Annotated in this window: 17 protein-coding genes; 5 read left to right on the top strand and 12 right to left on the bottom strand. The window is 74.8% G+C overall.

What is annotated here, in order from left to right:
- Positions 1-26 precede the first annotated feature (26 nt).
- From ACIQCH_RS06070 to ACIQCH_RS06060, 3 genes are read right to left on the bottom strand one after another with little or no spacing between them, the layout of a single operon-like run.
- Positions 27-710 carry a GNAT family N-acetyltransferase gene (locus ACIQCH_RS06070; RefSeq protein ID WP_402578409.1) on the bottom strand — a complete coding sequence of 228 codons (684 nt, stop codon included), beginning with the start codon at positions 708-710 and terminating at the stop codon, positions 27-29.
- Between the two features lie 18 nt (positions 711-728).
- Positions 729-2723, bottom strand: a complete 1995-nt coding sequence (locus tag ACIQCH_RS06065) for an IucA/IucC family protein (protein ID WP_402578408.1) — start codon at positions 2721-2723, stop codon at positions 729-731.
- Entirely contained in the window at positions 2720-4069 is a 1350-nt protein-coding gene (locus ACIQCH_RS06060; protein ID WP_402578684.1) for a diaminobutyrate--2-oxoglutarate transaminase family protein, read from the bottom strand. The genes ACIQCH_RS06065 and ACIQCH_RS06060 overlap by 4 nt, the downstream gene beginning before the upstream one ends.
- 439 nt (positions 4070-4508) lie before the next feature.
- Between ACIQCH_RS06060 and ACIQCH_RS06055 the strand changes: the two genes are divergently transcribed.
- Positions 4509-5729, top strand: a complete 1221-nt coding sequence (locus ACIQCH_RS06055) for a trypsin-like serine peptidase (RefSeq protein WP_402578406.1) — start codon at positions 4509-4511, stop codon at positions 5727-5729.
- A 115-nt stretch (positions 5730-5844) separates the two neighbouring features.
- On the opposite strand, the gene hflX is transcribed toward ACIQCH_RS06055, so the two are convergent.
- The 6 genes from hflX to miaA all read right to left on the bottom strand — a co-directional run bounded on the left by hflX (position 5845) and on the right by miaA (position 13828).
- Positions 5845-7332, bottom strand: a complete 1488-nt coding sequence (gene hflX, locus ACIQCH_RS06050; RefSeq protein ID WP_402578404.1) for a GTPase HflX — start codon at positions 7330-7332, stop codon at positions 5845-5847.
- 117 nt (positions 7333-7449) lie between these two features.
- On the bottom strand, positions 7450-8919 hold the full coding sequence (locus ACIQCH_RS06045; protein WP_402578402.1) for a M1 family metallopeptidase: 1470 nt from the start codon (positions 8917-8919) through the stop codon (positions 7450-7452).
- 150 nt (positions 8920-9069) lie between these two features.
- On the bottom strand, positions 9070-11163 hold the full coding sequence (locus tag ACIQCH_RS06040) for a RelA/SpoT family protein (protein WP_402578400.1): 2094 nt from the start codon (positions 11161-11163) through the stop codon (positions 9070-9072).
- 139 nt (positions 11164-11302) lie between these two features.
- Positions 11303-12178, bottom strand: a complete 876-nt coding sequence (gene dapF / locus ACIQCH_RS06035; RefSeq protein ID WP_402578398.1) for a diaminopimelate epimerase — start codon at positions 12176-12178, stop codon at positions 11303-11305.
- Between the two features lie 102 nt (positions 12179-12280).
- Positions 12281-12757: a hypothetical protein gene (locus ACIQCH_RS06030; protein ID WP_402578682.1), complete on the bottom strand. Its 477-nt coding sequence runs from the start codon at positions 12755-12757 to the stop codon at positions 12281-12283.
- A gap of 132 nt (positions 12758-12889) precedes the next feature.
- Positions 12890-13828, bottom strand: coding sequence for a tRNA (adenosine(37)-N6)-dimethylallyltransferase MiaA (gene miaA, locus ACIQCH_RS06025; protein ID WP_402578396.1), 939 nt, complete (start codon positions 13826-13828; stop codon positions 12890-12892).
- A 165-nt stretch (positions 13829-13993) separates the two neighbouring features.
- Between miaA and ACIQCH_RS06020 the strand changes: the two genes are divergently transcribed.
- Together ACIQCH_RS06020 and ACIQCH_RS06015 are read left to right on the top strand one after the other, a co-directional pair.
- Positions 13994-14263, top strand: coding sequence for a hypothetical protein (locus ACIQCH_RS06020; RefSeq protein ID WP_402578394.1), 270 nt, complete (start codon positions 13994-13996; stop codon positions 14261-14263).
- Between the two features lie 32 nt (positions 14264-14295).
- Entirely contained in the window at positions 14296-14646 is a 351-nt protein-coding gene (locus tag ACIQCH_RS06015; RefSeq protein ID WP_402578392.1) for an antitoxin, read from the top strand.
- 84 nt (positions 14647-14730) lie between these two features.
- On the opposite strand, the gene ACIQCH_RS06010 is transcribed toward ACIQCH_RS06015, so the two are convergent.
- A complete protein-coding gene (locus tag ACIQCH_RS06010; protein WP_402578390.1) occupies positions 14731-15438 on the bottom strand; it encodes a class III extradiol dioxygenase subunit B-like domain-containing protein in 708 nt (235 codons plus the stop codon).
- Between the two features lie 359 nt (positions 15439-15797).
- The gene (gene miaB, locus ACIQCH_RS06005) at positions 15798-17294 is read right to left on the bottom strand and encodes a tRNA (N6-isopentenyl adenosine(37)-C2)-methylthiotransferase MiaB (protein WP_402578388.1); all 1497 of its coding nucleotides are present in this window, start codon (positions 17292-17294) and stop codon (positions 15798-15800) included.
- A gap of 61 nt (positions 17295-17355) precedes the next feature.
- Between miaB and ACIQCH_RS06000 the strand changes: the two genes are divergently transcribed.
- Entirely contained in the window at positions 17356-18348 is a 993-nt protein-coding gene (locus tag ACIQCH_RS06000; protein ID WP_402578386.1) for a TAXI family TRAP transporter solute-binding subunit, read from the top strand.
- Between the two features lie 160 nt (positions 18349-18508).
- Here ACIQCH_RS06000 and ACIQCH_RS05995 read toward each other — a convergent pair whose 3' ends face one another.
- The gene (locus ACIQCH_RS05995) at positions 18509-19507 is read right to left on the bottom strand and encodes an ROK family protein (RefSeq protein WP_402578384.1); all 999 of its coding nucleotides are present in this window, start codon (positions 19505-19507) and stop codon (positions 18509-18511) included.
- A gap of 248 nt (positions 19508-19755) precedes the next feature.
- Here ACIQCH_RS05995 and ACIQCH_RS05990 point away from each other — a divergent pair, with 248 nt between their 5' ends.
- A complete protein-coding gene (locus tag ACIQCH_RS05990; RefSeq protein ID WP_402578382.1) occupies positions 19756-21021 on the top strand; it encodes a glycosyl hydrolase in 1266 nt (421 codons plus the stop codon).
- The last annotated feature ends 20 nt before the right edge of the window (positions 21022-21041 follow it).

Raw genomic sequence — 21041 nt, 5'->3', positions numbered from 1 at the left:
GGGGCGGGACGGGGGACGCAGAGCGCTCAGAGCAGGGTGCGCAGCGCCCGCTCCCGCACCATCAGGGCGGCGCGCTTGTCGGGCAGGTCGAGCTCGGCGGAGAGCCGGAAGCCCGAGCTGAGGAAGGCGGACACGGAGGCGGTGTTGCGCACGTCGGGCTCGGCGACGACGCGGGTGCAGCGCGGCCGGTTGTCGAGCACCAGGTCGGCCGCGGCCCGCAGCAGTACGGCGCCCAGGCCCCGGCCGCGGTCGGCGGCCTCGCCGATGAGCAGGTGCAGGCCGGTGTCGTGGGGGCGGGCGGGATAGTGCCGGGCCAGCGGGTCGAGGTCGGCCCGGTAGACCTCCCAGTAGCTCATGGGGGTGCCGTCGAGCAGGCCGAGGCAGGGGATGCTGCGGCCGTCTCCTTCGAGTTGGGCGCGCACGTGCGCGGCGGTGACCTGGTGGGATCCGGTCAGGTGCCAGAAGGCGGCCACGGCGGGGTCGTTCATCCAGCGGGTGAGCAGGGCGAGGTCGCGGTCGAGGCGCACGGGGGCCAGTTCGAAGCGGCCGGCGGGCGTGGTGGCGGGCCCCCAGGTGGCCGGGGAGTCGAGCAGGTCGGCCTCGGCGAGCAGGGCGAGCAGTTCGGTGGGGACCCGCAGTTCGAGGGTGTCCTCCCCGCTGCGGACGGTGGGTGCGGAGACGGTCGTAGCACCGGCGTCGGTGGGCGTCATGGGCTGGGCTCCTCCGCTTCAGCTGGGGTCGTGGACGGGGTTGGCGATGGTCACGTAGACGGACTGGGTGTCGACCGGGCCGACCAGTTCGTCGAGGCCCTTGAGGCGGGTGAGCAGGTTGGCCTTGCAGCTCAGGGTGGGCGCGTCGAGCAGCAGGGCGGGCAGCGGCCCCAGGTGTGCGTGGTGGGTGAGGAAGCGGCGGAAGGCGGCGAGCAGCACGCGCTCGTCGGCCAGCCGCTGGGAGCCGAACGCCCCGATGAGTCCGAGCACGTTGTTGATGCCGAGGTAGTAGGCGAACCGCTCGTCGGTGACCTCGTCGGAGACGAAGGTGTCGCTGCGCGCGCCGATGCCGGGCAGCCGCCGCTCCAGCGCCTCGCGGTGGGACGCGCGGAAGTAGTAGCCCTGGTTGTCGCGGTAGCGGCCGCCGGCGGGCCAGCCTTCCGGGGACAGCACGACGACGGTGTTCTGCTGGTGGGACTCCAGCGCGATGCCGGCCAGCGCGTCGAAGGCGAGGACGGGCCGGACGACGTGGTCGAGGTAGCGCAGGAACCACTCGGCGGACACGGCCGAGAGCGACCGCCCGGTGCGGACGGCGAGCCGGGAGACGGTCTCGGCGAGCCGGGAGGTCATGGTGTCGCGCCCGGGCCACGGCCGCGGGGCGGTGAGGGAGGCGACGCAGACGGCGTCGTCGCCGGGCCCGAAGGGGTTGTGCCGCAGCAGGACGTCGAGGCCGGGTACGGGCTGCCCGTCGGCGGTGTCGACGGCCACCCAGGCGGGGTCGCGCACGATGTCGAAGCCGGGGTGCCGGGCGGTCCATTCGCGGGCCAGCCCGGAGCGCAGCAGGCGGTGCACCTCGACGCCGCGGTGCAGTTCCTTGCGGAGGTTCTCGCGGCGGGAGTTGGTGATGGGCAGGCCGAGGGAGAGCTTGAGCATGGCGGGGGTGCCGGGCCGGTGGACCGTGCGCACGGAGGAGGTGGGGTGCCAGGGGTCGCCGTACGGGCCGAGGTCGTGGAGCAGTCCGGCGTCCAGGAGCGCGCGGACGGCGGGCCGGTGCCGCAGCTCGCGGGCCTGCCAGGGGTGCAGGGGCAGCGGGGTGGTGCCGGGCGGGCAGGACAGGCCGGGGGCGAGGCGCCCGAGGAGGGTGGCGGCGGAGACGGTGCGGCCGCGTTCGGTCCAGGCCGACTCGGTGGCCAGGGCCGCGCGGTCGACGGCCATCCAGTGGAGGGGGAAGGCGCCGTAGAGCTCGGGCGAGTAGGTGCGGACCTCCGCCTCGGAGAGTCCCTCCCGGCTCTTGGGGGTGGGGTGCAGGGGGTGGCCGAGCAGCAGGGACTGCTCCGCCGCGAGGAAGGGGTCGTACCGGCCGGGCGGGGTGGGGTGCTCGCGCCGGTCGGCGATGAACTCGGCGGTCCGGCGCACCGAGTCGGCGACCCGGCCGACGAGGTCCGCCCCGCCCCGGCCGCCGCCCTCGCGGACGAGCAGCCCGGCGAGGGTGACGGCGTCGAGGGCGGGGGCGTCGGCGGGCGCGCTGGCCAGCCGGGCGGGGGCGAAGCGGTGCCAGCCGGTCTCCGACCAGTGGCGTACGGGGACCAGCAGCGCGGTGCCGGAGGCGGGCAGCGGGATGCGCAGGACGGCGGCGTCGGGGCGGGTGCGGCCGGTCTCCCGGACCCAGCAGCGCAGCAGGCTCTCGACGGCGGCGGCCTCGGCGGCGAGGGCGGGGTCCTTGTGGTCGAGCGGGTCGGGCAGGTCGCCGGGGGTGCCGGCCCGGGGGGCCGGTCCGGGCGGGGCGGCGGCCGGGGCGCCGGCGGCCCGGTGCAGGGCGATCCCGTCCAGCTGGCGGGGGACGGTGGCCGGTGGGGCCGCCTGGGCGGGCTGCCCGGGGAGGGGCGGCCCGCCCTGGACGGTGGGGAGGGCCTGGCCACCCAGGGACGGGTGGGCCTGGCCGTGCTGCTGGTGCGGGAGGGACGGCTGGGACGGCTGTCCTTCGGGGGGTTCGGGTGTGGGACTGGAGTTCACTGGGGTTCCTTGGCAGAGGGGTCCGGATGGCTTCCGGACCGGTTGCGGGCGCCGTCGGCGGCGGCGCAGGCGACGGCGACGGCGTCGGCGAGCCGGTCGAGGACCGCCGTGGCCTGCTCGTCGGTGAGGGTGAGCGGGGGCAGGAGCCGCACGACGCTGCGGTGGCGGCCGCCGAGTTCGACGATCAGGCCGCGGCTCAGGCATTCCCGCTGGACCGCGAGGCCGAGGGCCGGGTCGGCGGGCGGGGGTCCGCCGGCGGCCGCCCCGGCCTCGGGGTCGACCAGCTCGATCCCGATCATGAGGCCGCGGCCCCGGACGTCGCCGATGCGGGGGTGGTGGCCGGCGAGGTCGCGCAGGGCGGCCAGCATGCGCGCGCCGAGAGCGGCCGCGCGGTCGGCGAGGCGGTTCTCCCGTACGTACGCGAGGGTGGCGGTGCCGGCGGCCATCGCGAGCTGGTTGCCGCGGAAGGTGCCGGCGTGCGCGCCCGGCCGCCACTGGTCGAGCGCGGACCGGTAGACGACGACGGCCAGCGGCAGGCTGCCGCCGATGGCCTTGGACAGGACCATGACGTCCGGGACGACCCCGGAGTGGTCGACGCCCCAGAAGGCGCCGGTGCGGCCGACACCGGTCTGCACCTCGTCGGCGATCAGCGGGATGCCGTGCGCGGCGGTCAGCCGGCGCATGCGGCGCAGCCAGTCGTCGGGGGCGGGGATGACACCGCCCTCCCCCTGGACCGGTTCGACGAGCATGCCGGCGGGGGCGGGGACCCCGCCCTTGGGGTCGGCCAGGAGGCTCTCGGCCCAGCGGGCGCACAGGTCGGCCCCGCGCTCGCCGCCCTCGCCGAAGGGGCAGCGGTAGTCCTGCGGGTAGGGCAGCCGGGTGACCCGGCCGCGGGGGGCGCCGCCGGAGGCGTCGAGGGATCCGGTGGTCATGCCGTGGTAGGCGCCGGAGAAGGCGAGCAGTCCGCTGTTGCCGGTGGCGGTGCGCACGAGGGTGAGGGCGGCCTCGACGGCGTCGGTGCCGGCCGGTCCGCAGAACTGCACCCGGGCGTCGTCGGCCAGTTCGCGGGGCAGGTTGGCGAACAGCTCGGTGGTGAAAGCGTCCTTGACCGGGGTGGCCATGTCCAGGACCTGCAGGGGCGCGCCGGAGTCGAGCACCTTGCGGACGGCTTCGAGGACCACGGGGTGGTTGTGGCCGAGGGCGAGGGTGCCGGCGCCGGAGAGGCAGTCGAGGTAGCGGCGGCCGTCGGCGCCCTCGATGGTCACGCCCCGGGCGCGTACCGGCACGATGGGCAGCGAGCGGGCGTACGTGCGGGCGGCGGACTCGCGCAGGGACTGGCGGCGCAGGACGCCCTCGGGGCCCTCGGGGCGGGGGACTTCGGCACCGGCGGGGCCCGGGACCTCTGCACCGGCACCGGCAGGGCCCGGGGCTTCGGCACCGGCGGCGGGTTCGGGGCCGGCCGGGCCGGTGGGCTCGGCTGTCCGTTCGGGGAGGGCCTGCTCGGTCACGGCCACGGCTGTCGGTCCTCCCGGGTGAACGGCTCTCGCCTGGATGGCAGTTGGCACGGCGGGGGCACACGGTCCGGCAGCGCCGGTCGTCCGTGCGTGCGTTCCCCCGTACGTACCAACGACGCGGACCGCCCGGGATCACGGGTCGCGGCGAACTTCCTTGCTCCCCACGGTCGGTGCCGGCGGGAACCGCGGACCCGGCCTACGCCGTCCCCGAACGCAGCGGCATAGTGGGGGGCTGCACTCCACGCCTCGAAGCACCAGGGGGACTGAACACATGCGACCGATCCGACCGGCCTCCGCCACCCAGAACGGGCGAAGCTCCCGTCGCGGATCCCGGATCCTCGCGGCCACCGGGCTGTGCGCCACCCTCGCGCTGACCGCGGGTGCCTGCGGCCCCGGGTCCGACGAGGCCGACGGCCAGCCCACGGCCGCCGCGAGCGTTCCGGCCGGTGGTGCCGAAGGCATCAAGATCCCGGACGACATCAAGAAGAAGCTCAAGGAGCACGGCCTCGACCTCGACAAGTGGCGGGGCGGCGCCTGGAAGAACTGGGACCGCGACAAGTGGCTCCGGGAGGCCCAGGACTTCGTCAACCCGATCATCGAGGACCTGTGGGACCCGGACCGGATGGGCCGGGCCAAGCAGCCCGACCGGCCGGTGGCCGACCCCGACCTCGGCAAGGACCAGGGCGTCACGGACCCGACCCCGGCGCGCGTGCCGGCGAGCGCGGTCGACGCGCCGTACCACCAGAGCGTCCCGGAGGCCGGCAAGGTCTTCTTCGACGGCCCCGAGGGCTCGATGGTCTGCTCGGCCACCGTCGTCACGGACCCGGCCCACCCCGGCAAGTCCAACCTGGTGTGGACGGCCGGTCACTGCGTCCACGCGGGCAAGGACGGCGGCTGGTACCGCAACATCGCGTTCGTGCCGTCGTACAACGACGCCGGCCGGTCCGCCGCCCGCCTCAAGGGCGCGACCCGCGACGAGGTCGCCCCGTACGGCGTGTGGTGGGGCGACTGGGCGCAGACCTCCGACCAGTGGATCGCGGGCGGCGGCCCGACGGGCGGCGCCGGCGCGCCGTACGACTTCGCGGTGATCCACGTGACGCCGGAGAAGGCGACCGGCAAGTCGCTGGAGGAGACGGTCGGTTCGGCGCTGCCGGTGGAGTTCAACGCCCCCGCCGTGCCGAAGATCGCGCGGATGACGGCCACCGGCTACCCGGCGGCGGCGCCGTTCGACGGCCAGAAGGCGTTCCAGTGCACGGACCGGCCCGGCCGGCTGTCGCTGCGCGAGGGCGCCCCGGTGATGTACCGGATCGGCTGCACGATGACGGGCGGCTCCTCCGGCGGCGGCTGGGTGGCCACCGACCGCGACGGCAACCGGGCGCTGGTGTCCAACACCTCGATCGGCCCGGTGACGGCGGGTTGGCTGGCCGGTCCGCGGCTGGGCAGCGAGGCGAAGGGCGTCTTCGACGCGGTGAGCGGCAAGTTCGCCCGCTAGGGAGGCACTCCCTGGGACGTACGGTCGCACCGCGGCCGGCATGACACGGCGAAGGCCCGCCCCCTGACGGGGGCGGGCCTTCGCCGTGTCCGGTGCCCCGCGCGGGGGCGGCGGGTCAGCCGTGGGCCGGTACGTACGGTGCCAGGTCCGCGGCCAGCTCCTCGTGCACCCGCGCCTTGAGCAGGGTGCCCTCCGGGGTGTGCTCCTCGGAGATCACCTCGCCCTCGACGTGTGCCCGGGCCACCAGCGCGCCCCGGGTGTACGGCACGAGCACCTCGACCTCGACCGCCGGGCGCGGCAGCTCGGCGTCGATGAGCGCGAGCAGCTCCGCGATGCCCTCGCCGGTGCGCGCCGAGACCGCCATGGAGCGCTTCTCGATGCGCAGCAGGCGCTGCAGGACCAGCGGGTCGGCCGCGTCCGCCTTGTTGATCACCACGATCTCGGGCACGTTCACCGCGCCGACGTCGCGCATGACCTCGCGGACCGCCGCCAGCTGCTCCTCCGGGGCCGGGTGCGAGCCGTCGACCACGTGGACGATGAGGTCGGAGTCGGCGACCTCCTCCATCGTGGAGCGGAACGCCTCGACGAGGTGGTGGGGCAGGTGGCGCACGAAGCCGACGGTGTCGGCGAGCGTGTACACCCGTCCGGTGGGCGTCTCGGCCCGGCGCACGGTCGGGTCGAGGGTGGCGAACAGTGCGTTCTCCACCAGCACGCCGGCACCGGTGAGGCGGTTCAGCAGGGAGGACTTGCCCGCGTTGGTGTAGCCGGCGATCGCGACGGAGGGCACCTTGTTGCGCCGGCGCTCCTGCCGTTTGATGTCGCGGCCGGTCTTCATCTCCGCGATCTCCCGGCGCATCTTCGCCATCTTCTCGCGGATCCGTCGCCGGTCCGTCTCGATCTTGGTCTCACCGGGGCCTCGGGTGGCGAGACCGCCGCCCTTGCCGCCGCCCATCTGGCGGGACAGCGACTGACCCCAGCCGCGCAGCCGCGGCAGCATGTACTGCATCTGCGCGAGCGCGACCTGTGCCTTGCCCTCTCGGGACTTGGCGTGCTGCGCGAAGATGTCGAGGATCAGGGCGGTCCGGTCGACCACCTTGACCTTGACGACGTCCTCGAGGGCGATGAGCTGGCCGGGGCTGAGCTCACCGTCGCAGATGACCGTGTCGGCGCCGGTCTCCAGGACGATGTCGCGCAGCTCCAGGGCCTTGCCGGAACCGATGAAGGTGGCCGGGTCGGGCTTGTCGCGGCGCTGGAAGACACCGTCGAGGACGAGGGCGCCGGCCGTCTCGGCCAGCGCGGCGAGCTCCGCGAGGGAGTTCTCGGCGTCCTGCAGGGTCCCGGTGGTCCAGACGCCGACCAGCACGACCCGTTCCAGTCGCAGCTGCCGGTACTCGACCTCGGTGACGTCTTCGAGCTCGGTGGAGAGGCCCACGACGCGGCGCAGGGCCGCGCGCTCGGAACGGTCGAACTGTTCGCCGTCGCGCTCACCGTCGATCTCGTGGCTCCAGGCGACGTCCTCTTCCATCAGGGCATCGGCCCGAAGGCTCTCGCTGAAGCTCCGCGCGTCCCGCGCGTCCTGGGAAGGGTACGAAGAGGAGGTCATTGGATCCTTACGTCGATACGGATTCGAAAATCGTGCGTCGGCTGCAACGCGTGACCGGAGCGAAAGATTCCCGGAACCGCGCCGACCTGTCGATATTGACATGCCCGTCCTGGGGCGTCACACGCTTTTCGCGGCCTTCCAGTCGGGCCGGCCGGGCATCGCGGGGGTCTTTGCGCCGTACAGCCAGTCCTGGAAGAACCCGGTGAGGTCGCGTCCGGCCTCGTCCGAGGCGAGCGCGACGAAGTCGGCGGTGCCCGCGGTGGCGTCCCGGTGCTCGGCGACCCAGCGCCGCTCGACCCGCTCGAAGGCGGCCGTGCCGATCTCCTCGCGCAGCGCGAAGAGGACCAGCGCGGAGCCGTCGTACACCACGGGCCGGAACAGGCTCAGCGGCTGGCCGGGGGCGGACTCCTTGGGCCGGGCCGGCGGGCCGCCGGCGGCCCGCCACTGGTCGGAGCGTTCGTACGCCTCGCGCATGCGCCGCTCCAGGGCGTACTTGCCGAGGCCGTCCGCGTACAGGGCCTCGTACCAGGTGGCGTGCCCCTCGTTGAGCCACAGGTCGGACCAGGTGCGGGGGGTGACGGTGTTCCCGAACCACTGGTGGGCGAGCTCGTGGACCATGACGGACTCGACGTACCAGGACGGGTAGCCGGGGGTGGTGAACAGTCCGCGCTCGAAGAGGGACAGGGTCTGCGTCTCCAGCTCGAAGCCGGTCTTGGCGCGGGCGATCAGCAGGCCGTAGTTCTCGAAGGGGTACCGGCCGACGCGCGCCTCCATCCACTCCAGCTGGGCGGGGGTCTTCGCCAGCCAGGGCTCCAGGGCGGCGCGGTCGGCCTCGGGGACCACGTCGCGGACGGGCAGCCCGTGCGGGCCCTCGCGGGTGAGGACCGCGGAGCGGCCGATGGAGACCTGGGCCAGTTCGGTCGCCATGGGGTGCAGGCTGCGGTACGTCCACGTGGTCCGGCCGGCGGCGGCCCGGCGGGCGGTTCCGGCGCTGATGCCGTTCGCGACGGCCGTCAGGCCCTCGGGGGCGGTGATCCGGAAGGTGAACATCGCCTTGTCGGAGGGGTGGTCGTTGCAGGGGAAGACCCGGTGGGCGGCGTCGGCCTGGTTGGCCATGGCCAACCCGTCCTCGGTGGTCACCCAGCCGCCGTCCTTGGCGCCGCGGGGGTCGCTGGTGTGGTGGACGGTGATGCGGACGAGGCCGTGGGCGGGGACGGGGCGGGCGGGCGTGAGGACGAGGTCCTCGCCGGCGCTCTCGAAGGCGGCGGGCAGCCCGTCGACCTCGGCGGAGGCGACGGTGCCGCGGGTGAAGTCGAGGTTGATCCGCTCCAGGTCCTCGGTCGCCCGGGCCTGGATCACGGTGGTCGCGTCGAGGGGCTGGGTGGCGCTGGTGTAGCGGAAGGACAGGTCGTACGCGAGGACGTCGTAGCCGGGGTTGCCGAGCTCCGGGAAGAGCCGGTCGCCGATGCCGAGGGCGGGCGGCGGCGGCAGGACGGCGGCGACGAGGCCGAGGGAGGCGGCCGCCAGGGCGGGGCCCCGCAGGCGGCGCAGGACGCGGTCGGCGGTGGGGCGGGGGGTGAGCTGCATGCACCACGGCAATACCAGCGCCCGCCGCCCGCGCGGGGGCGGCGCGCGACGCCCGCCACTCGAAAGGGGCGGTGCTCGGACGCGTCTGCGAGCGTCGAGTGCGGCGGGCTTCCCGCCCGGTGGGCCGGCGAGTCGGACGCGGGCGGCGGTTCAGACGCGGCCGACGTCGTAGACGCCCGGGACGTCCCGCATCGCGCGCATGAGCCGGGGCAGCACCGCGGCGTCGGGCAGCTGGACGGTGTAGGTGTGCCGGACGCGCTGCTCGGTGGGCGGTTCGACGGTGGCGGAGACGATGTCGGCGCCCTCGCGGGAGATCGCCTCGGTGAGATCGGCCAGCAGGTGCGGGCGGCCGAACGATTCGGCTACCAGGGTCACGCGGCAGTCGGCGGTGGCCCGCCAGTGCACGGCGACCGGGGTGCGGCCCAGCGACCGCATCCGGTCCACGGCCGGACACTGCACCCGGTGGACGGTCACGGCCCCGCCGCGCACGACGAACCCGGCGACCGTGTCGGGCGGCACGGGGGTGCAGCAGCCGGCCAGCCGCACGGTGGCGTCGGGGAGGTCGGCCACCGCGTTCCCGCCGTCGGCCCGGGCGCCGATCATGGGGCCCGGAGCGCGGGGGACGACGGTCTGCTGCCGGGCGTGGTCGGGGTGGGCGTTCAGCCACTCCCTGATGGCGATGCGGGCCGCCGGGGTACGGGCGTGCTCCAGCCAGTTCGCGGCGGGCTCGGCGGCGCTGTCCCCGCCGAGCAGCGGCTGGACGGTGTCGCCGTCGACGAGCCGCGTCCCCAGCGCCGCGAGGCGTCCGTTGACCCGGGCGCCGATGCAGCCGTGGGCGGACGTGCCGTGCAGGGCGTAGGCGGCGTCGACGCAGCTGGCGCCGGCGGGCAGGCCGAGCCGGCCGCCGTCGGCGGTGAAGACGGTGATCTCGCGGTCCTGGGCGAGTTCCTCGCGCAGGGAGCTCCAGAAGGTGTCCGGGTCGGGCGCGGCCTGCTGCCAGTCCAGCAGCCGCGAGAGCCAGCCGGGCCGGGTGGGGTCGATGCGCTCCTCGACGCGGTCGGTGCGCTCCTCGCCGGCCTCGGCGGGAGCGTAGGGGTTGCCGAGGGCGATGACGCCGGCCTCGGCGACGCTGTGCATCTGGCGGGTGCGGATGAGGACTTCGGCGACGTGCCCGTCGGGGGTGGCGACGGCCGTGTGCAGGGACTGGTAGAGGTTGAACTTGGGGGCGGCGACGAAGTCCTTGAACTCCGAGACCACCGGCGTGAAGCAGGTGTGCAGTTCGCCCAGCACGCCGTAGCAGTCGGCGTCCTCGCCCACCAGGACGAGCAGTCGGCCGAAGTCGGAGCCGCGCAGCTCCCCGCGTTTGAGGGTGATGCGGTGGACGGAGACGAAGTGCCGGGGTCTGATGTGGACTTCGGCGGGGATGCCGGCCTCGCGCAGGACGGCGCGGAAGGCCTCGGCGATGCCGGGCAGCGGGTCGTGCTCGGCGGCGTGGGCGGCGATGAGGGCGCGGGTGCGCTCGTACTCCTCGGGGTGGAGGATCGCGAAGACGAGGTCCTCCAGCTCGGTCTTGATGGCCTGGACGCCGAGCCGTTCGGCGAGCGGGATCAGTACGTCGCGGGTGACCTTGGCGATGCGGGCCTGCTTCTCGGGGCGCATCACGCCGAGGGTCCGCATGTTGTGCAGCCGGTCGGCGAGCTTGATGGACATCACGCGGACGTCGTTGCCGGTGGCGACGAGCATCTTGCGGAAGGTCTCGGGCTCGGCGGCGGCGCCGTAGTCGACCTTCTCGAGTTTGGTGACGCCGTCGACGATGAAGCGGACCTCGTCGCCGAACTCTTCGCGCACCTGGTCGAGCGTCACGTCGGTGTCCTCGACGGTGTCGTGGAGCAGTGAGGCCGTCAGGGTCGTGGTCTCGGCGCCGAGTTCGGCGAGGATGAGCGTGACGGCGAGCGGATGGGTGATGTACGGCTCGCCGCTCTTGCGCATCTGCCCGCGGTGGGACGATTCGGCAAGGACGTACGCCCGCCGCAGTACGGCGAGATCGGCGTCGGGGTGGTGGGCCCGGTGCGCCTCCGCCACGTGGCCGATGGCGTCGGGCAGCCGGTCGCGGGGGGCGGTGCCGAGCAGCGCGGCCCGTCCGAGCCGGCGCAGATCGAGCCGGGTGCGGCCGCGGCGGCGGCTTTGAGCTGCGCCGGAGCGGAACTCCGCGCCGGCGTCGGGGTTCGTGGCCTCTGCACTCATGGGCACCTCCGGCGGCATCGACCGGCGGGGCGGGCATGGTGTGAGCCCGAAGGGCCGGTGTCTGATGCTACCGACCCCACCACGTGGCGCAGTCCGCCTCTCGCTCAGCGTGAAACGGATCACCCATTCGAGGGAAGCCCTACCCGAAAGCCGTTTCGCTCAGCCAGGCCGGATCGAGCTCGCCTTCGGCGACGATGACGGCGGGTCCGGTCATCTCGACGAGGCCGTCGGGGTGCTCGGTGATGACGAGCGTGCCGCCCGGCAGGTCGACGGTGTACGTGGCCTCCTGGCCGGTGACGGCCGGGTCGGCGCCGTCGCGGCGGGCGGTGGCGACGGCCACGGCGCAGGCGCCGGTGCCGCAGGAGCGGGTCTCGCCCGAGCCGCGCTCGTGGACGCGCATGGCCACGTGGCGGGGGCCGCGGTCGACGACGAACTCGACGTTGACCCCGTCCGGGTAGGCGGCGGCGGGGCTGAACGGCGGCGGGCCGTACAGGTTCCCCGCGTCGGCGAGGTCGTCGACGAAGGCGACGGCGTGCGGGTTGCCCATGTTCACGTTGCGGGCGGGCCAGCTGCGGTCGCCGACGGAGACGGTGACCTCCCCCTCGGGGAGCACGGCACGGCCCATGGAGACGGTGACGTCGCCGTTCTCGGCGAGGCGGACCCGCTTGACGCCGCCCCGGGTGGCGACCGCCAGGTCGCCGGCGCCGGCGAGGCCGGCGTGCTGCAGGTAGCGGGCGAAGACCCGGACGCCGTTGCCGCACATCTCGGCGATCGAGCCGTCGGCGTTGCGGTAGTCCATGAACCACTCGGCGACGTCGGCCATCGCGCGGGACTCGGGGTGCTCGGCCGAGCGGACCACGTGCAGCACTCCGTCGGCGCCGATGCCGGCGCGGCGGTCACACAGGGCGGCGACGGCGGCCGGGGGCAGGTCGACGGCGTTGTCCGGGTCCGGGATGATCACGAAGTCGTTCTCGGTCCCGTGGCCCTTGAGGAAGCTGAGCTGCGCGATGGTCACCGGGCCATCGTACAAAGCACCGGTGACGGGGGTACCGGCAGCTCAGGGAGTGGGACGGGGGGCCGACCCGGCCGGGCCGGTGCCGGCCGGGCCGGTCACGCGCTAGCGCAGTCGGGCCACGCGCCAGACGGCGAGGAAGGCGAGGGTGACGACCACGACGGCGTACAGGCCCACGATCCGCCAGTCCGGGCGCTCGCCGGAGCCGCGGGCGGGCAGCCCGGGCCAGGTGTAGCCCACGCGGCGGGCGGCCATCATCCCCCAGCCGCCGGCGCAGCAGCTGATGAGCAGGCCGAGCATGGCGACGACCGCGCCGCCGTCGCCGAACTCGAAGGCGAGCGGGAAGGCGAACATCAGGGAGCCGGCGGCGGCCAGCATCACGATCGGCGCGAGCTGCCAGATGCGCAGCTTGCGCTGCGGGCGCAGCTCGACCTCGACCTCGGGCACGGGGGTGTCCTGGTCGGGGCCGTCCGGGCTCAGCCGGTCGGGGTCCGCCGGCAGGCCCAGGCCGTCGGGCAGCACCGCCGCCTCCGGATCGGTCCCGGTACCGTCCCGCCCGGTGTCACGAGGGCCGGCCTCCATCGCCACGCGCCCTCCCCACTGGACTTCGCTCGCTTGACGTCACCCGCCGGTCTACACAACCTGCGGAATTTGATGATGGCACGGCCCGGAGCCCGCGATGCGCGCGCGGGGCGTCCCGATGCCATCACGTGATCAGGCTGTAATCGCTCGTTCGACCAACGACTGCGCGAGTCCGGGGAGTTCCGCACGGTCCGCCGAGGCCCCGCTGAGCCAGTGGACACGGGGGTCCCGGCGGAACCAGGAGTCCTGCCGGCGGGCGAATCGCTTGGTGGCCCGGACGGTCTCGGCACGGGCCTCGTCCTCGGTGCACTCGCCCGAGAGGGCGGCGAGCACCTGCTGGTAGCCGAGCGCGCGGGAGGCGGTGACGCCCTCGCGCAGTCCCCGGGCCTCCAGGGCCCGGACCTCGTCGACGAGTCCGGCCTCCCACATGACGTCGACGCGGCGGGCGATCCGTTCGTCGAGCTCGGGGCGGGCGACGTCGACACCGATCTGCACGGTGTCGTAGACGGAGTCGGGCCCGGGGAGGTTGGCGGTGAAGGGACGCCCGGTGATCTCGATGACCTCCAGGGCGCGGACGATCCGGCGGCCGTTGCTGGGCAGGATGGCCCGGGCGGCCGCCGGGTCGGACTGGGCGAGGCGGGCGTGCAGGGCGCCGGGGCCGCGCAGCGTGAGCTCCTGCTCCAGGCGGGCCCGGACCTCGGGGTCGGTGCCGGGGAACTCGAGGGAGTCGACGGCCCCGCGCACGTAGAGTCCCGAGCCGCCGACCAGGACGGGGGTGCGGCCCTCGGCGAGCAGCCGGTCGATCTCGGCGCGGGCGAGCCGCTGGTACTCGGCGACGCTGGCGGTCTCGGTGACGTCCCAGATGTCGAGGAGGTGGTGCGGGACGCCGCCGCGCTCCTCGAGGGTCAGCTTCGCGGTGCCGATGTCCATCCCGCGGTAGAGCTGCATGGAGTCGGCGTTGACGACCTCGCCGCCGAACTGCCGGGCGAGGTGGACGCCCAGATCGGACTTACCGGCCGCGGTGGGGCCGACGACGGCGATGACCCGCGGTGCGGGAGCTGCGCTTCTCACCGCACCAGTTTCGCAAACACCGGGAGTGCTCCCCGAACGGGTTACGTGACGGGCCGGGTGGGGGGTCGTTGCCCTGGCGGGGTTCCGGGCCCGCGAGTCCGCCCGTTCGGCCGCTTGCGACGCGGCGGAACCCCGTCCCCACGAGTAACGTTTATTGGAGTAGACATGGGCGTTTTCAGCTGGTTTCGCCGGAAGCCCTCGGCCCCCGTCCCGGAGAGCGGGGCGGGGGCCGTCGAGGCGGCCTCGGAGGCGCCGGCCGGGGCGGAAGCCGAGCGGGCCGGAGCCGGGACGACGGAGGCGACGGCCGAGGACGGAGCGGCCGCGGAGGTGTCCGGTGCGACCGGCGGCGAGAGCCCCGGTCGCACCGACATCCCGCGGCAGCAGTCGGCCGGCGCGGCGGCGGACGGCGGGACCGGCGAGGGCGCCCGTACGTGATCCCCGCCAAGAGAAGGTGACCCATGGGCCTGATGGACAATCTCAAGGCCAAGCTCGGGCCTGCCAAGGACAAGGCCGTCGACCTCGCGCACAAGAACAAGGACAAGGCCGCCGACCTCGCCCACAGGAACAAGGAGAAGGCGGTCGGCCTCGCGCAGAAGCACGAGGGCAAGATCGGTGACGGCCTGGACAAGATGGCCAGGGCCGTCGACTCCAAGACCAAGGGCAAGTACCACGACCGGATCGCGACCGGCACGGACAAGGCCAAGGGCGCCGTGGGCAAGGTCGCCCACAAGGACGACGGCGGCCCGTCCACCCCGCCCGGCAGCCCGGCTGCCGGCCCGACCGCCGGCCCGCCCGGCACCCCGCCCGCGGCCACCTGAGCGGTTCTCGAGCACGGGGGCGCGGAGGCTCCGCGCCCCCGTGCTCGTGCCCCGTTCCGGTGCCCGGGGCCGGGCCGGTGCGGGTCAGGACCAGGCGGCCACGAAGTACCCGACCCCGTACGGCGCGTCCTCGTACAGCAGGCGCCCCTCCAGGCCCGCGCCCTCGGCGGCCCCCGCGAGCACCTGCCAGGGCGCCCGGCCGGCCACCAGGAGCTCGTGCGCGAGGCCCGGGTCGAGCGCGGCCAGGGCCGCGGTGTCGGCCGCGCCCAGTGCGCGCCCGGCGGCGGCGTCGAAGTCGGCGGCGCGCTCGTCGAGGTAACCGGGGGCCTTCAGGGTGCGGCAGGCGCTGCCGTCGCCCATCACGAGCAGCGCGACGCGCCCGGCGCTGCCGGCCAGCTCGCGGCCCGCGGCCAGGCACTCCTGCGGGCCGAGCCCCGAGGCGACCGCGAGTCCTTCCACGGGCGCGCCGGACCAGTCGGTGTGTTCCAGCAGCCACGCGGCCACGGCGAGCGAGGCGGGCAGCTCGCCCGCCGCCTCCGGCCCGGGGCCGAGGCGTACGTCGAGGTCGACGCCGACCCCCCGGAAGGACCCGCGGACCCCCTGGGCATGACGGCCGCCCCCCTCGGGACCGGCCGGACCGACCACGACCAGCCGGTCGGGGCGAGCGGCGGCGAGCACCGCGAGCGCGTCGGAACACGCGGTGCGGGCATCGGCGAGTTCGGCGGCGGCCCCGGCCGCGACCTGCGGCACGAGCAGCGGCGGACAGGGGCATACGGCGGCGGCTACCAGCATGATCGGCAGCCTATCGCTGCCACCGCGACGGGCGGGCCCGCATGCGTGCGGCGACCCCGCCCCTGGGTTCGGGGACGGGGTGGGTGGGTCACGTGGTGTGTGGGTCCCCTCGATGCTTGACCCGCTGTGGCCTGCAGGCCCTGCGGCAGGCCCACCCCTGGGGCAAGGGGGCTCCGCCCCTGGCCTTCGGCCACCCCAGGCCCGGGCCTGCCTCCGGACCAGCCTGCCACAGCGCCTCAAGCACCTCCCCCACACACCACGTGACCCACCGCGAAGCGGGCCCACCCGGCATCACGTCATGCATGTGCCGTCAGCAGGTCGGCGGCCCCCACCCCGCCACCGCCGTCACCCACGTGCCGTCAGCAGGAGGACGAGCCGCACCCGGAGGTGGCGGCCGGCAGCGGCGCCGGGATGCCGATCGCCGGCAGCCCGAGCATCACGCCGGCGGGCTTGGCGTCCGCGGCCGCGGCCTGCCGCTTGGCCCAGGCGTCGCCGGAGCGGGTGCGCCGCACCTGCGTGGTCGGGCCCTCGGCGAGCAGGTGGTGCGGGGCGGCGTAGGTGATCTCGACGGTCACCAGGTCGCCCGGACGCACCTCCTGCTCCGGCTTCGTGAAGTGCACGAGGCGGTTGTCGGCGGCGCGGCCGGAGAGCCGGTGGGTCTCGCCGTCCTTGCGGCCCTCGCCCTCGGCGACCATGACCTCCAGGGTGCGGCCGACCTGCTTCTTGTTCTCCTCCCAGGAGATCTCCTCCTGGAGGGCGACCAGGCGCATGTAGCGCTCCTGGACGACCTCCTTGGGGATCTGGCCCTCCATGTCGGCGGCCGGGGTGCCCGGCCGCTTGGAGTACTGGAAGGTGAACGCGCTCGCGAAGCGGGCCTCGCGCACCACGTGCATGGTCTGCTCGAAATCCTCCTCGGTCTCGCCGGGGAAGCCCACGATGATGTCGGTGGAGATGGCGGCGTGCGGGATCGCGGCGCGCACCTTCTCGATGATCCCGAGGAAGCGCTCCTGCCGGTACGAGCGGCGCATCGCCTTCAGGATCGGGTCCGAGCCGGACTGCAGGGGCATGTGCAGCTGCGGCATCACGTTCGGGGTCTCGGCCATGGCCGCGATCACGTCGTCGGTGAAGTCGCGCGGGTGCGGGGAGGTGAAGCGCACGCGCTCCAGCCCCTCGATCTCGCCGCAGGCGCGCAGCAGCTTGCTGAACGCCTCGCGGTCGCCCAGGTCGGAGCCGTAGGCGTTGACGTTCTGGCCGAGCAGGGTGATCTCGGAGACGCCCTCGGCGACCAGCGCCTCGATCTCGGCGAGGATGTCGCCGGGGCGGCGGTCCTCCTCCTTGCCGCGCAGCGCGGGCACGATGCAGAAGGTGCACGTGTTGTTGCAGCCGACGGAGATCGACACCCAGGCGGCGTACGCGGACTCGCGGCGGGTCGGCAGCGTCGAGGGGAAGGCCTCCAGCGACTCCGCGATCTCGACCTGCGCCTCCTCCTGGATGCGGGCCCGCTCCAGCAGCACCGGCAGCTTGCCGATGTTGTGGGTGCCGAACACGACGTCGACCCAAGGCGCGCGCGTGACGATGGTCTCGCGGTCCTTCTGGGCCAGGCAGCCGCCGACGGCGATCTGCATGCCGGGGCGCTTGGCCTTCATGGGCGCGAGCCGGCCGAGGTTGCCGTACAGCTTGTTGTCGGCGTTCTCGCGGACCGCGCACGTGTTGAAGACGACGACGTCGGCGTCGCCCTCCGCGGTGCCCTCGGGCGCGCGGACGTAGCCGGCGTCCTCCAGCAGGCCGGAGAGCCGCTCGGAGTCGTGCACATTCATCTGGCACCCGTAGGTGCGCACCTCGTACGTCTTCGTCACCTGTCCAGGGTAAAGGGGCCCGGCCGTGACATGTGCCGCGGCGGCTGGCAGGATCGCGCCCATGCCCCCCGTACTCCCCCGCCCCAGCCGGCGCGTCCTCGTGGCCGGCACGGCCGCCCTGGCCGCGCTCGGCCTGCTGCTGTGGTGGCTGCTGCCGCTGGGGGCGCAGGAGCCGTCGGGTCGGCTGACCTTCAGTACGGGCGTGCGCACGGGCGTCTACCAGCGCTACGGCGAGCTGCTGCGGCAGGCCATGGCGCGGGACCTGCCGAAGGTGGACGTGACGCTGGTCAACAGCGAGGGGTCGCAGCAGAACCTGGCGCGCGTCGCCTCGGGTGAGGCGGATTTCACCATCGCGACGGCCGACGCGGTGGCCAAGTACGAGATGGACCGCAAGCCCGGGTCGGACCACCTGCGCGGCTGCGCCCGCCTCTACGACGACTACGTGCAGCTGGTCGTGCCCGCGGACTCCCCGGTGCAGTCGGCGGCCGACCTGCGCGGCAAGCGCGTGGCGATCGGGCAGCCGGGCTCGGGCGTGCGCCTGCTCTCCGAGCGGCTGCTCTCGGCCGCGCGCCTGGACCCGGTGAAGGACATCACCCCGGTCTCGATAGGCATCGACCGCATGCCGACCGAGCTGGAGGCGCACCGCATCGACGCGTTCTTCTGGTCGGGCGGCCTGCCCACCATGGCGGTCAAGGAGCTGTCGGAGCGCTACCAGATCCGGCTGGTGCCGCTGGGGGACCTCGTCCAGGAGCTCCAGCGCACCGGCCCGACGGCCGGCTACTACCGGGCGGCGGTGATCCAGCAGGACGCGTACCGGCTGGCCCGGAACACCTCGGCGGTCGCCACCCTGGCGGTCCCGAACCTGCTGGTCACGACCGACGGCACCGACGCGGCGCTGACCGAGGGCGTGACCCGCACGGTGATCGACAACCGCGACCGGATCGGCGGCCAGGTCCACGCCGCGCAGCTGGTCGACCTGCGCACGGCGATCTTCACGGACCCGCTGCAGCTGCATGACGGCGCGGCCCGCTACTACCGGTCGGTGAAGCCCTGACCGCGGAGCGCCGGCGGCGTCCCGACCCGCGAAGTCCTGACCGCCGAGTCCTGACCGCGAAGCCCTGACCGCGAACTCCTGACCGTGGAGTCCTGCGGGTCCGGCCCCGCCCGGCGTCCCACGGTCCCCCGCAGCGCCGCGAGACGCGCCCGCCGCAGCGCTACAGCAGCTCCAGGGCCGCGGCGGCCGCACCGATGACCCCGGCGTCGGTCCCCAGGGCCGCCGGTACGACCTCCAGTCCCCGGACGAACGACAGCGTGGCGTACGAGGACAGGTGCGCCCGCAGCGGCCCGAACAGCGTCTCGCCCGCCGCCGCGACCCCGCCCCCGATGACGGCGACGTCCACCTCGACCAGCGTCGCGGTGGCGGCGATGGCCGCCGCGAGCGCGCGACCGGCCCGGTCGAAGGCCGCGAGGGCGACCGGGTCCCCGCCCCGGGCGGCCACCGCGACCCCGGCCGCGCTGCGGTCGGCCCCGGCGGCCGCGCCCGCGTCCGGCCGCCAGCCCTGCTCCAGCGCCCACCGGGCGATCGACGTGCCGGAGGCGATCGCCTCGACGCAGCCGCGCGCCCCGCACACGCAGGGCTCCCCGTCGAAGGCGACGGAGATGTGCCCGATGTGTCCGGCGTTGCCGGTCGGCCCCGGGTGCAGCCGGCCGTTGAGCACCAGCCCGCCGCCGACGCCGGTGGACACGACCATGCACAGCGCGTTGTCGTGCCCGCGGGCCGCGCCCAGCCAGTGCTCGGCCGCCGTCATCGCGGGCCCGTCGCCCACCAGGACGGTGGGCACCCGCGCTCCGTGGGCGGCCAGTGCCGCGCCGGTGCGGGCGAGCACGGGGTAGTCGCGCCAGGCCCCGATGTTGACCGGACTGACGGTGCCCCGCGAGGCGTCCACCGGCCCCGCGCTCCCGATCCCGCAGCGCCGCACCCGGGCCCAGGCCTCGTCCCGGGCGAGCTCGGCCACGACCTCCTCGACGGCCGCCATGACCCCGTCACCGTCGACTCCGCGCGGCGTGGCCCGCCGGGCGGCGGCCGCCAGGCTCCCGTCGGAGCGCACCAGCCCCCCGGCGATCTTGGTCCCGCCGATGTCGATGGCGGCGGTGACACCGGCGTCCCCGCCGACGCTGCGGGACGGCGGAACGGCAGGGGCGGGGCTGGTCACGGTGGTCTCCTGGAGGACGGGCGGCTCCCAGTATGCGCGGTACGCCCTCCCCACCGATCGCCCCCGTCACACCCCCGGATGCGACCCGCGGCGCCCGGAGCCCGTCCGCCGGTCGTACGGGGCCCTGTTGACCGTCCGCCAGGAGGACCGCGAACGTGGTCGCCCGGCCCGCACCGGCGGCCGACGGCACCCGCCGCCCCCTGCCCACCCCCAAGCCACCACCCCGTCACTTCGCGCCCGGGAGAAGGATGTCCACCGCACCCACAGCCCCCGTACCCCGCACCCCGCGGTTCGGCGTCAACTACACGCCCTCCCGCGGCTGGTTCCACCACTGGCTCGACTTCGATCCGGACGAGGTGGCGGCCGACCTCGACTCCGTCGCCGCGCTCGGCCTCGACCACGTCCGCGTGTTCCCGCTGTGGCCCGTCTTCCAGCCGAACCGCGCCCTCATCCGCCGACGGGCCGTGGACGACCTCGTCCGACTCGCCGACGCGGCCGCCGCACGCGGCCTCGACGTCAGCGTCGACGGCCTGCAGGGGCACCTCTCCAGCTTCGACTTCCTGCCCTCCTGGACCCGGACCTGGCACCGCCGCAACCTCTTCACGCACCCCGAGGTCCTCTCGGGCCAGGAGGAGTACCTGCGCACGCTCGCCGCGGCCCTGGCGGACCGGCCGAACTTCCTCGGCATGACGGTCGGCAACGAGATCGACCAGTTCTCGGACGACCCCCACCCCGACCCCGACCGCATCACCCCCGCCGAGGCCGGGGCCTGGCTGGAGCGGATGCTGGCGGCCTGCGAGGCGGGCGCGCCGGGGCGGTTCCACGTGCACGCGGAGTACGACGCCGCGTGGTACCGGGACGGGCACCCCTTCACCCCCGCGCACGCGGCCCGGCTCGGGGCCGCGACCGCGGTGCACTCGTGGGTCTTCAACGGCACCGCGCAGCGCCACGGCCGGTCCGGGACCGCCACCCGGCACCACGCGGCGTACCTCGTCGAGCTGTCCAAGGCCTGGGCGGACGATCCGCACCGGCCCGTGTGGCTCCAGGAGGTGGGTGCGCCGGCCCCGTTGGTCCCGCCGGAGCACGCGGCCGCGTTCACGGAGGCGACGCTCACGGCCGCCCTCGACTGCGAGGACCTGTGGGGCGTCACCTGGTGGTGTTCGCACGACGTCTCGCGCGACCTGGCTGACTTCCCCGAACTGGAGTACTCGCTCGGCCTGCTGACCAACGACCGCCGGGTCAAGCCCGCGGGCCGGGCGCTCGCCCGCATCGCCCGGCAGCGGCCGGGCCGGCCGGCCCCCCGCACCACCGCCCTGGTGCTGGACGCGGACGACGCGGCCCGCGCGCCGTCGCGGTCGGCGTGCGCGCCGGGCGGCGCGTTCTTCGAGGCCTGGGCGGCGTTGGCCGGGCGCGGGGTGCGGCCCGCGGTGGTCCGGGCCGAGCGGGCGGCGGACCGTACGCATCTGGCCACGCGCGGCATCCGCGAGGTGGTCACGGTCGCCGAGGCGCGCTGAACTGGCGCCCCGCAACGGCG

Origin of the sequence: Streptomyces sp. NPDC093225 (genome assembly GCF_044753805.1) — a bacterium.
Classification (GTDB): Bacteria; Actinomycetota; Actinomycetes; order Streptomycetales; family Streptomycetaceae; genus Streptomyces.
This window is presented reverse-complemented; position numbering and strand designations above follow the sequence as displayed.